This is a genomic window from Candidatus Erwinia haradaeae, from assembly GCF_900698995.1.
Classification (GTDB): domain Bacteria; phylum Pseudomonadota; class Gammaproteobacteria; order Enterobacterales; family Enterobacteriaceae; genus Erwinia_E; species Erwinia_E haradaeae_C.
This window is the reverse complement of record NZ_LR217735.1, coordinates 109,045-122,905: the sequence shown is the minus strand read 5'-3', so window position 1 is coordinate 122,905 and position 13,861 is coordinate 109,045. Positions and strand designations below refer to the sequence as shown.

Genomic DNA, 13,861 nt, shown 5'->3' with positions numbered 1-13,861 from the left:
AAAAACCTGCCGTATTATTAATTTAAGAAGATAAGATTTTAATGAGAGCAGAAAAATCCTCTTGAATATCCTTTCTCTCTTCGTGCAACTGTTCAATTTTTCGACAGGCATGCAAGACCGTAGTATGATCACGTCCCCCGAAAGCATCACCAATTTCTGGTAAGCTATGATTAGTTAATTTTTTCGTAATCGCCATGGCTATCTGTCTTGGGCGAGTAACTGAACGGGATCGCCATTTTGATAACAAATCAACGACTTGAATTTTATAATACTGAGCCACTGTTTTTTGAATAAAATTAATAGTTATTAGTTGATCCTGTAATGCTAGCAAATCACGAAGCACTTCTTGAACAAAATCCATTGTAATGGAACGACCAGTAAATTTTGAATTAACTATTATACGATTCAATGCGCTTTCTAATTCTCCTACATTAGAACGTAATCTTGTAGCAATAAAACATGCTACTTCCCTCGATAGCAGGATATTGTTTTCATAAGCTTTTTTTGTTAAGATCGCTATACGTGTTTCTAGCCCTGGCGGCTTAATAGCAACTGTTAATCCCCATCCAAATCGTGATTTTAGTCTATCTTCTACGCCATTAATTTCTCTTGGATAACGGTCAGAAGTCAAAATAATTTGTTGATTACCTTCTAAAAGGGCATTGAAGGTATGAAAAAACTCTTCTTGAGGGCGTTCTTTATTAGCAAAAAACTGAATATCATCAATTAGTAGCGCTTTTACTGAACGATAATAACATTTAAACTTTTCAATTGCATTGCTTTGTAATGCTTTAACTATGTCCGTTACAAAACGCTCAGAGCGCATATATACTACAGTTTCGTTAGATTTTTTTGCTAAAATCCCATTCCCTACTGCATGCAATAGATGCGTTTTACCTAGCCCAGTCCCTCCATAAAGAAACAGCGGATTATATGTCTCGCCCGGATGATCTGCCACTTTCTGTGCTACTATATGTGCCAATTGATTTGACTGACCATTAACAAAGTTTTCAAATTTATATCTAGCATTCACATTAGATCGATAAGAAACATCTGCAAACGCTGTGACATTACGCCATCGCGTCGAGTACATGAATGATGGGCTACGAATCTGATCTGTCATTGTACGGACACTAGTTATATCAGGTTTATTGACTATATGATAGCTAGATCTCCTGCCTACCTTAAAAAGAAGCAAAGGAACATTAACACCACCAAAATTTCTTAAGAGGGTAGTAATATGATGAATATATTTATCCTTTACCCAGTCTAGCACAAAACGATTAGGTGCGTATAAAGCTAACGTATTATTATTTATTTCAGCTTGTAAGGGTCGTATCCAAATTCTGAACTCGGTCTTAGGTAAATCATCCTTTAAACAGGCAAGACACTGTTGCCAAAGTGTAAGTGACACGGCGGGCCCCACTTAAAAAATCAAAAAACACTAGAACTAAAATAATAAATGATATTCTTTTTGTAAAATATGACAAAATTTTACAAAAAGAATAACGTTCTCCTAATTATTATATTTTTACAAAGTTAATGTATTAATAATAATTTTAATAACTGTTAATGCTCATTTATAGTTTTTGATAAAAAACGAGTATAGTGTAAAATTCAGCAAAGATCTTTGATTTTATAAATAGTGTCTTTTATTACTCTAAAACATAAAAACATATACAATTATACAGAAACCATGCATGGCATAATAACTAATATATAATAGATTATATCTACCAAAATTCACTCTCTAGAAAATTATTTCCAATCCTATATGTATTTTTTTCTATAATGTATTACGTGCTCGCAATGTAGAAAGCGCGAAATCGTCATGATTAATATAGAGATAATATATTCATTCTATTGTATGCTGGTAGCAATTAAAGATAATCTATGGTTTTTATTATGGTGACACGAGATTACTCGACAATTTCAATAATATATTTTGCATAATATATTATATACCCTATGTATAGGCTGCTATATCTATAGATATAAGGAAGATTATGTCTCGTCCAATTGTAGCAATAATCAATCAAAAGGCATTAAAAAATAATCTCTCTATAGTGCGTCAGATGGTTCCCACTGCACAACTTTGGGCTGTAGTCAAAGCTAATGCCTACGGTCATGGTATTAAACGAGTCTGGAAGAGTCTATGTCAAGCAGATGGTTTCGCTTTGCTTAGCATCCATGAAGCATTATTGCTCCGAGACAGCGGATGGCAGAAACCTATTTTGTTATTAGAGGGGTTTTTTCATCCAAGTGATATCACAATCCTAGCACAATATAATTTAACTACAGTTGTACATAGTCAATGGCAAATTCAAGCATTAGCGCAAGCTAAATTATTAGCTCCATTAAATATTTATCTAAAAATGAATTGTGGTATGAATCGTCTTGGTTTTCAACCAGATGATATCCATTCTGTCTGGCGACAACTCAAAGAGATCAAAAGTATAGGCACATTAACACTTATGGCGCACTTTGCGAACGCGGAGCATAAAGAAGGCGTTATCGAGCCAATGAAGAAAATCTATCAAGCCTCAAAAGATCTTAATTGTCCAATATCACTAGCTAATTCCGCTGCTATCCTTTGGCACCCTCAGACTCATTTTAATTGGGTTCGCCCTGGAATTATATTATATGGCGCCTCTCCAAAGAGAGATGGTAATCCAGGTATCTCATCAGATTCTGGCTTTGAACCTGTTATGACGCTCAATAGTCAAATTATTGCTATTCAAGAGATTGCCTTTGGGTCAACAGTAGGCTACGCTAATAGTTATCGAGCTAATTGCAAGCAACGTATTGGGATAGTTGCTTGTGGTTATGCTGATGGATATCCACGCCATGCTCCTTCTGGAACTCCTGTAAAAATTTTAGAGCATATGACAAAAACTATTGGAACTGTTTCCATGGATATGATGGCAATAGACTTAACTATGTACCCACAGGCTTATATTGGCAGTAAGGTTGAATTATGGGGGGACAGCGTTAAAATTAACGATGTTGCCACAGCATCTAAGACTGTGGGATATGAACTTATGTGCGCGTTATCTCCACGAGTTCCAGTTCAGCTGAAGTAAAACAAAACAGGCACAAAATAACCTACATATAAAAACTTTAATAAAGATTAAAAACTTTAAAGGTTTTTACTAATATAAGATTTGTATGAAATACATATTTTATATAATATATATAAAAATATATTTTATAAATTATATTTTTTATGCTTAAAGTTTTTAAAAATCTAGAGAATATTATTAGTTTTATGCGTAAAATTTTCTTACCATTCTCAAAAACAAGTTAATAATATACATTATAGTTTTCATCACTGCAAAAAAAATAAATAAATATTTATATCGATCAGTGATGGTCATAAAACTAGCATGATTGATGTACAAAAAAAACTACTTCTAGTATAAATGTTAGAAAACTAAAGAAAATACTCCTAATACACTTATATGTTATAAAATTTGTAATTTTATTTCAATCATATAACATATAGTCATCTTTTAAAAAGCAAATTATTTTTAATGTTAGCACATCACTATATGTTATTGATGTAAAAATGATATGAAAAATCCACACTAATCAATGGATTATATCTGCTTTCTTATAAAAACTGAGAAAAATTTTATAACTAATTTTATTTTATAAAAAATTCTATTAATGAATATTATTAAAATATATAGCATTTAATGCTCTAAATTGTTAAAAATATTCCAAGATTAAACTTTTACACATCCAAGGCATAAAACAAGCAATACATGGTTGATTAAAAAATTCATTACTAAATGGTGATTGAATTAGAATAATGTAAAACTTACATGAAATAATAATTTCATATAAGGCTACTTAGGTATATAATTTTCTACTAATTAATATTAACTAAATAGAATATTTTTATAAAAAATAAAGTATAAAATACTACTTGATGTAATATACAGCATGGTTTTTAAGATATAAACACAGAATTATTTCGATTCTTTATAAAAAAGAACTTATCATGAGGTTTTGCTTTTATATAAGAATAAATAATAAATAAAATATTTTTGAAAATTGTTAATCTAAAAATCCAAACTTCTTGAAAGTTTAAAATATTTTTATAAACTATCACTGTTTATAAAAACATTCTGTATTAAAAAACTATATTAAAAAGTAATCTTTTCGTTTGTTTCACAAGCATATAATGTATTCTGCATAAGAGTAGCAATAGTCATTGGCCCAACTCCTCCTGGAACTGGCGTAATCCAGGATGCCCGATAAAAAGCTTGATCAAAATCAACATCACCAACTATTTTTCCATTTGTTAAACGATTAATGCCAACATCAACCACTATGGCGCCATATTTAATCCAATATCCTGGAATAAATCTAGGTTTTCCAACTGCCACGATAAGAAGATCAGCTTGCGAGACAAAACAATCTAAATTTTTTGTAAAACGATGTGTAATAGTTGTGGTACAACCAGAAAGAAGAAGCTCCATACTCATTGGCCTCCCAACAATATTAGAGGCCCCAACAATGACCGCATGAAGGCTACAAATATCAATATGATAACGTTCTAATAGAGTTATAATACCACGAGGCGTACATGGTCGCAAAACACTTGGCGAACGCTTACACAAACGACCAAGATTATGCGAATTAAAACCATCTACATCCTTAATAGGAGATATGCTGTCTGTTATTAGAACTGGATCTATTTCCGCTGGAAGCGGTAACTGTACTAAGATTCCATCAATAGTAGCATCCTGATTAAGTTTCTGAATTAGATCCAGAAGCTGAACTTGAGTGGTATTAACTGATAAATCATATAAATATGAAAAAAACCCAACTTCTTCACAAGCAGAACGTTTTCGAGTAACATAAATCCTCGAGGCTGGATCTGAGCCTATTAATACCACCGCTAGACCTGGAATACGTTTACCTTCAGATAAACGTATCTGTATACTCCTAGAAATTTCTTTACGTATCTGGCGCGCAATTTTTTCACCATTAATAATTTTTGCAGGCATTAAATCATGCATCCCTCTGAATTACATTTGATAATTGTAAAGCACACCAATATTCAATTATACTAAAATTGATAGTTACATTAGATTAATGCAATCTATCTATATATTTTTATATATGTTATTTTAATCTCGATAGGCATATGTTTTTAAAATACTTGTTTATATGCAAGCTCAATAAACCAAAAATATATATGAAGCATCTAATTAACATACTTGAAACATCCAAAATAATAATACTTGATTGTACGACATGATGATTATTTTTTAATTCTAACAGTTATCACACCAACACTATATTTTATTTTTTACTTTTATATATTTTTATATATTGATTGTACACAAATTATTTAAAATAATCATCAAAATCGATCATATTTGAGATAATCTATAATTTTCACAAATTAAAATCAAAATATAACTAATATATTATATATTATATATTAATAATAACTATCCTAAGTTTTTCTAAAACTTATATAATATAATATAATATATTATATTATCAATGATATCTAACATCATAGATAAAATCTATATAACATGCGCAATATTATTTTAAGCGTAGTGTATAATAAGCAATACTTAAACTATACTAATATAAGTAATTTTTATTAAAAATTGTTAGAAGATAGTTCGTTCTACTATTTAGTGATAGATTTAGTATTAAATCTAAATATCTAAACATTTTAAAGTTTTTATTGCGCTTCTTTTAAATTATTATTATTTTAATCAATTGATAGCTAACTTAATTAATTTCCTATACAGCTATATAAATATATCTACGGTACATGTAGATATTATTTTTTAAAAAAATCTGATTCTACATGTCAATTATCCTAAAAATAAAAAAATTAATTATTTTACAAATCAATTATCATCAATACATATTAAAAAGGCTTTCATCTGTCTTAATTTTATCAATACACATGAGGATGACTTCGTTAAAAATTTTTATTAAAACTGATAAAAATAGACACCTATATCACTTAACAAAAAAATAAAAATACTTTTTTCACTATAAAAATTTTATTAAGTTATATAATAAATAAATTAATTTACAGTTATTAAACTTTTGAAGATGTATATTAATTATTACTTTTATTAATCTGAAAGGTTCATAATAATATACTACAACTAATGAGTATGTATGCAATAATTAAAGCTCAATCATATCTCTATTAATAGACGATTCATCCTTATTAGAGACACCACTAAATATAGTCTAAATTAGTATAATTAGGACTAAAACCATAACAGATTATATTGTTCTATGCTATCCATGCTAATAATATTATGTAATATCTATACTTAATGATAAGATATATATCTTAATGCATTACATTACGATGAGAAATTTACTTACCTTAGCTTGCATAAAATTATACATAACATATTTTAATATTAAAAACAAAATAATCGTGTATATTTTGGAATAAAACAAAACAGTAATCTTGCAGATTAGAGCTGTTCAATAAATATACGATCAAAATATCAAGAAATAAATAGCTCTTATATCAGTAAATAGTGAAAAACATGTCACTTAGAAAACATAATACTTAACAAGTATGTCAAATTTTTAGAGCTAAGAATACGCTAAAATCTAATCTTTTTAAATTTTATATGAATATAAAAACAAATTACATCTGATAAAATCTGACTGTCGTATTACATACCATGGCAGTATTTAGTATATAAAATATCTAACGCTCTAGAGGAAACAGGTAATATATAAAATTTTTTAGTGATATTACAAAAATCTTATGACTAATAATTAAATTTGAATCCCTATTGTAAGTAATATAATTAATGCACTGTCTAATCTTAGCGCTATTTATAATACAACTTAATTACATGAAGAGATTTTAATACGAAAAGTATTACATATCTAGTCAAAGCAAATTAGTTGACTCATTATATACATAATATATAATATATTTATATTAAATGCGCCCTTAGCTTAGCTGGATAGAGCACCGGCCTTCTAAGCCGTAGGTCACAGGTTCGAATCCTGTAGGGCGTGCCATAACTAAAGTGAAAATTGAAATAGTTCAGTTTATTTTATAAACACATGCAATATTTTACTATATTTTTCATTATCACAGCAGAATTACTATTATAATCTCTACAATAAGTAATCTCAATTGTTATAGTTTTTATGTTTATATTTGTATTTGAGGATCTTTGTAATGTGAAAAAGAATTTAAATTCTTATAAAAAATTTTAAAAGCTAATAATCTTATATTAAGTCCCTAGCTAAATTACAATTAATGTAATATATAAAATATTTTTATAATTTATGTGACGATCATGTAACCAAAAACCTGTTAGAAAATCTTTTTAGAAAAAATAAATTAATATAGATAAAGAAACTTAATATATAATACAGCATTATAATTTATACTTAAGTGTGATTATTCTATTAAAATTTCAATTAACCTTAATTACTATTATAATTTTTTACAAAACACTCTCAAATAGACATAAAAACTCAAAAAACATGATATTTTATCAAAAAAGATACTAAAGACACTTTTAAAATAACAGATCATTTATAAGACCACTCAAAACAAAATTATATAGACCATTACAATCTTGAGCTCATAATATTTTTATAGAAATAATTTAAATAATTTAAACAGAATACAAAAAAATTATTTTTTTTAAACTATCAGCCCAGTTTAAAAAAGAATCTATAATTAATAGAGAAATTTGTCGCTACATTATATTTTCTATAAATATTAGTTTTTATATACATTATAGTGAAAATATACGGTAAATATATTTCTTAATATACTTCAATTAAAGAGCTAATGATAAGTCAAATACACCATGGATATCATGCAAAAAAACGTTTTGGACAACATTTTTTACATGACCAATATATTATTAATACTATTATTAATGCTATTTGCCCCCAGTATGGACAAGTCATGCTCGAGATCGGACCTGGACTTGGTGCATTAACAGAAAAAATAGAGCCACTAATAAATAAGCTCACAGTAATTGAAATTGATAGAGATCTAGCGTTATACCTAAAAAATAATTCTCAGTTAAAAGACAAAATCAATATCTTACATCAAGATGCTTTAATATTTGATTTTTCAAATTTTTCACACAAACAAGGCCAATTGTTACGCATATTTGGCAACTTACCTTATAATATTTCCACGCCACTAATATTTCATCTTTTTAGTCACATTAACGTCATTGATGATATGCATTTTATGCTACAAAAAGAAGTAGCTGATCGTCTCCTGGCTAATCCAGGAAATAAAAGTTACGGTCGCTTGTCAGTTATGTCTCAGTATTATTGTCAGATGTTTCCAGTAATTTTAGTTCCAGCAAATGCCCTTACTCCAACCCCAAAGGTTAAATCTACAGTAGTACGCTTCATCCCAATAAGAACTATAATACAATCACCAACACGCATCAATTCTTTAAATCGCATAACCACAGCAGCCTTCAATCAACGTCGCAAAAAAATACGAAATAGTCTTCAATATTTAATCTCTCTTGAAGAATTAATCAAAATGAATATTTCACCGGACTTACGTGCAGAAAATATTAGCGTTTTACAATATTGTCAATTAGCAGATTGGTTAACGAAGCATTATTAATAACTTATTAATCTTCTTTATTTACTGTGGTAATATAAAATAATTCAAATCATCGTATGCGTCACTTGAGTAAAATAAGAGTATATACGCGAAACCTGTACACACTACAATCCAATATCATACGCATTATCCAAGCGTAAACACTATTTTAAAAAAAAACCTAAAACATATATATTATATATAAAGATCATAAAATTGAATTATATATAATTTACACTAAAATTTAGTATTTATTCCAGTCATATATTATCAATATTGTGCTAATATTTTACCTAAATAACAATAATGTTTTACTCTACAAGTACTCACTATCTCTAAAATTGATAGATATCAACAGATTCTATTTTACTATTAAGCACTAATCTAAGTATTTCTATGATGGTATTGTATTTGTATATGTTATATTTAGCAGTGTATCTTTGTAATCTCTTTCACCAGATATAATTTTCACCCATAACTCAAGATAAACTTTCTGTCTAAAAATTGTCTCCATATTATGACGTGCTGCAACACCAATACTTTTAATCTTAGCTCCATTACAGCCAATTACTATTTTTTTATGACTGGCACTGTGTACTATAATAACCCCATAAATCATGAACCTGCCATGCTTATTAATAGAAAATTGCTCTATTTCAACCATTACAGAATACGGAAGCTCCCCTCCAAGATATCGCATAATTTTTTCACGAATAATTTCTGATGCCATGAATTTTTGAGAACGATTTGTAATACACTTTTTAGGAAAATAGTGCTCTGACTGTAGAAGATATTTATGCACAATTCTACTAATAGTATCGATATTCGTTCCCATCTTAGCAGAAATAGGTACTATATCTACAAAATGCCTCTTCCGACTTAACCACTGGAGATGCGGTAATAAAAGACTTTTATTAGCAATAGTATCAATCTTATTCAGTACTAAAAGAACTAATGATTTATCTTTTAAGTAATGCATAATCATTTTATCAGCGACAGTCCAATTTATACCCTCTATTATAAAAACAACTAACCTGGCATTAGTAATGGAGTTTTTTATTACGCGATTCATAAAACGATTAATAGTGTTTTTTTCTTCTATACATAAACCTGGTGTATCAATATAAATAGCTTGATACATACCTTTACTCTGAATCCCTATAATCTCATGACGAGTGGTGTGTGGCTTAGGTGAAGTAATAGAAATCTTCTGTTGTATTAATTGATTTAATACAGTGGACTTTCCTACATTCGGACGCCCCACAATAGCAACGAAACCGCAATAAGTGGCATGCTCTCTCATTCTATACCTAGCATAATTAGGGCTTTTTGAGCAGTTTTTTGCTCAGCCTGACGACGACTCAAGCCAGTACCTACTACTGGCTCTTTTATTCCAGTAACAATGCATTGAATCGTAAATAACTGATGATGCTCTGAGCCTTGCACTTGTAATACAAAATAAGATGGCAATGGAAGATGGTTTCCTTGTAGGAATTCTTGCAGGCGTGTCTTGGGATCTTTTTGTTCGTCTCCTGGTTCAATAGTGTGCAAACGAGAATCGTACCAGTTAAGAATAAGTCGCTCTATCGTCTGCATATTACTATCTAAAAATATACCACCAATTAAAGCTTCCATGGCATTAGATAAAATAGATTGACGCTTGTAACCACCACTTTTCCATTCTCCTCGGCTAAGAGTTAAATACGAGCCTAAATTAAACTCTCGTGCTATTTCTGCTAAGGTGTAGCCACGCACTAACGTGGAACGCATACGACTTAAATCGCCTTCGTCTATACATGGAAAGCTACGATAAATTGCATAAGAAATTACACAATTTAAAATAGAATCTCCAAGAAACTCAAACCTCTCATTATTTTGACGACTAGAGCTACGGTGGGTTAATGCCTGCTGTAGTAATTCGATTTTTTTAAAAAAATAACCTATTTTTCTCTGTAGCTGATTCATGATTACCGTATCTATAGTTTACTACTGGCGATATAAAATAATTTTTACTTCTATAGAGAAGCAATATATATTGTATATATATACTACATAGCACTATCATTCAGACAATAAAAATTATCAACTCCAATCATCCATTAGATAATTATTGTTTAATGAATTATGCCAATACGCTCCAGACGCAAGCCAGTTGGGAACTTTCCTTCCTTTTTATCAAAACTCATCCATATAGCAGCTGCTTTTCCAACTAAATTTTTTTCTGGCACAAACCCCCAATAACGACTATCGGAGCTATTATCACGGTTGTCCCCCATCATAAAGTACATATTCTCCGGAACTAACCAACTAATCTTTTGATGAACGATCCCATTGTAACCTCTTAACTCAAAATCTTTCTGTTCTCCATTTAACAATAAAATAAGATGTTTTACGCTATCGAACATTTCTATACGAGTTACCGGATGATCACCTTCAGGTTCTACTTCTTGAATATATTTATGGTTGACATTATGATTTAATTCATCTTTATTAGAATTGATAAATTTTTGATCATCCATATTGAAAGGAAAATAAGTCACCTTCAATAAGCGTTTACAATTTTTAACATTCATGAAATCTGGCTGGATTGATAATTTTTTACTGAGAAGATCGTAACTCACTAAATCACCTGGTAAGCCAATCACGCGTTTAATATAATCTTGGCTTGTATCTTTTGGGTATTTAAACACAACAACATCACCACGATGCGGATGTCCAGTCTGTATCAAAGTATGTTGTGTAATTGGATTCTTCAAGCCATATGCATACTTTTGTACTAAAATAAAATCACCAGCTAATAAAGTTGGCATCATAGATCCAGAGGGGATCTGAAAGGGTTCGTAACCAAATGCGCGCACCATGAATACTAGAAAAAGCACAGGAAAAATCGATGCTATGCTTTTTGTCCAAGATTGCAATTTTTGAGATATAGTAATTACGTTATTAACAGGTTTTTGCATTATCTGTTCTTTATTTTTACTTACGATCCTTTGAGCTACCATAATACACCATAATAAACCGCTAATAGACGTTGCAATTACTAAAACTATTATAAATGTATGTGCCATACCCATAACCTCTTCAATAAAATGCTATAAATCTTATTTATTTTCTATAGAAATATTCATTATTGTAAAGAATGCTTCCTGCGGAAGTGCAATTTTTCCTATGCTTTTCATGCGTTTTTTCCCATCTTTTTGTTTCTGGAGTAATTTTTTCTTACGACTAATATCACCACCATAACACTTAGCAAGAACATTTTTGCGCAATTGTTTCACCGTATTGCGAGCAAAAATATTCTTCCCGATAGTCGCTTGTATAATAATTTCAAATTGTTGACGAGGAATAATCTGCGTAAGTTTATTTACAAGCTCCCGCCCATAAAATTGTGCATGCTGACGATGAGTAATTAATGATAACGCATCAATTCGTTCGCTATTAATTATAATATCAACACGAACCATATCGGACACGGAAAATTTTTTAAAATGATATTCCAAAGAAGCATAACCACGTGTCGTAGACTTGAGATGACCAAAAAAATCACGAATCACTTCAGACATAGGTATTTCATAAATTAGTGAAACTTGTTGGTTATAATAAACTATACTAGTTTGAATGCCACGCTTTTTAATACATAACATAATCACATTACCAAGATACTCTTGTGGCACTAATATGTGACACTCAGCAATTGGTTCACGTAATTCTACTATGTCATTATCTATAGGTAATTTAGTAGGATTATCTACATAAATTAGATTCCCATAAACTGTTTTTACTTCATATACGACGGTAGGGGCAGTAATCATAATCTCTAAGTTGTATTCACGCTCGAGACGCTCTTTAATAATTTCCATATGTAGCATACCCAAAAATCCACAACGAAAACCAAACCCTAAAGCCGTAGAATCTTCTGCTTCATAAAATAATGAAGCATCATTTAGACATAATTTTCCTAAAGAATTCCTTAATAATTCGTAATCATTGGATCTAATTGGAAATAAACCAGCATAAACTTGTGGTTTAACTTTTTTAAATCCAGGTAGTGGATACATAGCCATATTATTAGCTGAAGTCAGTGTATCCCCTACTGGAATACCAAAAATATCCTTTACCCCACATACGACCCAGCCTACTTCACCACAGCATAAAATGCCGGTATCTTTTCGTTTTGGAGTAAAAACACCAACACGATCTATTATGTAAACTTGATCAGTACTCATTACTTTAATTTTGTCACCTTCACGTAAGATACCATTTTTAATACGTGTCAAAGAAATAACACCAAGGTAATTATCAAACCAAGAATCAATTATCAGTGCTTGTAGTGGACCTTGTGGATCTCCTGTAGGTGGTGGGATTTCCCGTATTAAACGTTCTAGCATATCAGGTATCCCGGCGCCAGTTTTAGCTGAACAGACTACAGCATCAGTAGTATCAAGTCCTATTATTTCTTCGATTTCTTTAAAAACCTTAACTGGATCTGCTGTAATTAAATCTATTTTATTTAATACAGGGATTACTGTTAAATTCATTTCTATTGCACTGCAAAAATTAGCTACAGTTTGTGCCTCTACCCCCTGTGCGGCATCAACTACAAGAATTGCTCCCTCACATGCTCCAAGAGAACGAGAAACCTCATATGAAAAGTCGACGTGTCCTGGTGTATCAATGAAATTCAGTTGATATTTTTTGCCATTTTTGGCATTATAAGTAAGAGTAACACTTTGTGCCTTAATGGTAATACCACGCTCTCGTTCTAACTCCATTGAATCTAGCACCTGCTTCGTCATTTTGCGTTCTGTTAAACCGCCACATACCTGGATCAGACGATCAGCAATTGTTGATTTTCCGTGATCGATATGCGCAATAATAGAAAAATTTCGTATTTGATTTATTGATATCATTTGGTAGACTTTAAATAATTTATATATATGGATAATAGCTACAATCTTTTTAATTTTTAGATTTATGGATATTTCTGAATACTTTAACATAAAAATTACAATCTTCTTATTATAAGACTAAAATCTATATCATGAAATTTAGAGATCGAAGACGCTTGCAATGCGTGCTAAAATATGGTTAGATTTAAATTTTTCTATTTTTATAATCAGAAAATCCAGGTAATATTATATACAATAATAACAACATGTATTCTTTTAATCTCAACGCTAGATTTGTTAATAAGAGACAGTTTACTTGTCATCTACCGATCGCCAGATTCCTCAACATTGAACTAAC

8 protein-coding genes and 1 tRNA gene are annotated in these 13,861 nt (G+C 30.2%); 3 read left to right on the top strand and 6 right to left on the bottom strand.

What is annotated here, in order from left to right:
- Positions 1-22 precede the first annotated feature (22 nt).
- A complete protein-coding gene (dnaA, locus tag ERCISPPA3004_RS00385; RefSeq protein WP_157990170.1) occupies positions 23-1,414 on the bottom strand; it encodes a chromosomal replication initiator protein DnaA in 1,392 nt (463 codons plus the stop codon).
- Between the two features lie 592 nt (positions 1,415-2,006).
- On the opposite strand from dnaA, the gene alr reads away from it, so the two are divergent.
- Complete coding sequence (gene alr / locus ERCISPPA3004_RS00380; protein ID WP_157990169.1) at positions 2,007-3,083, top strand: alanine racemase; 1,077 nt, start codon at positions 2,007-2,009, stop codon at positions 3,081-3,083.
- Positions 3,084-4,151: 1,068 nt separating this feature from the next.
- On the opposite strand, the gene folD is transcribed toward alr, so the two are convergent.
- Positions 4,152-5,018, bottom strand: a complete 867-nt coding sequence (folD, locus tag ERCISPPA3004_RS00375) for a bifunctional methylenetetrahydrofolate dehydrogenase/methenyltetrahydrofolate cyclohydrolase FolD (protein ID WP_157990660.1) — start codon at positions 5,016-5,018, stop codon at positions 4,152-4,154.
- A gap of 1,946 nt (positions 5,019-6,964) precedes the next feature.
- Between folD and ERCISPPA3004_RS00370 the strand changes: the two genes are divergently transcribed.
- Both ERCISPPA3004_RS00370 and rsmA read left to right on the top strand, forming a co-directional pair.
- Positions 6,965-7,041: transfer RNA gene (locus ERCISPPA3004_RS00370), tRNA-Arg, on the top strand.
- A gap of 787 nt (positions 7,042-7,828) precedes the next feature.
- The gene (rsmA, locus tag ERCISPPA3004_RS00365; protein WP_157990168.1) at positions 7,829-8,635 is read left to right on the top strand and encodes a 16S rRNA (adenine(1518)-N(6)/adenine(1519)-N(6))-dimethyltransferase RsmA; all 807 of its coding nucleotides are present in this window, start codon (positions 7,829-7,831) and stop codon (positions 8,633-8,635) included.
- Positions 8,636-9,008: 373 nt separating this feature from the next.
- Here rsmA and era read toward each other — a convergent pair whose 3' ends face one another.
- The 4 genes from era to lepA form a co-directional block, all read right to left on the bottom strand.
- Positions 9,009-9,917 carry a GTPase Era gene (gene era, locus ERCISPPA3004_RS00360; RefSeq protein ID WP_157990167.1) on the bottom strand — a complete coding sequence of 303 codons (909 nt, stop codon included), beginning with the start codon at positions 9,915-9,917 and terminating at the stop codon, positions 9,009-9,011.
- Complete coding sequence (gene rnc / locus ERCISPPA3004_RS00355; protein ID WP_415017139.1) at positions 9,914-10,579, bottom strand: ribonuclease III; 666 nt, start codon at positions 10,577-10,579, stop codon at positions 9,914-9,916. Before rnc ends, era begins: the two co-directional genes overlap by 4 nt.
- A 149-nt stretch (positions 10,580-10,728) precedes the next feature.
- Complete coding sequence (lepB, locus tag ERCISPPA3004_RS00350; RefSeq protein ID WP_157990166.1) at positions 10,729-11,682, bottom strand: signal peptidase I; 954 nt, start codon at positions 11,680-11,682, stop codon at positions 10,729-10,731.
- A 33-nt stretch (positions 11,683-11,715) separates the two neighbouring features.
- Positions 11,716-13,515, bottom strand: coding sequence for a translation elongation factor 4 (lepA, locus tag ERCISPPA3004_RS00345; protein WP_157990658.1), 1,800 nt, complete (start codon positions 13,513-13,515; stop codon positions 11,716-11,718).
- Positions 13,516-13,861: the final 346 nt, after the last annotated feature.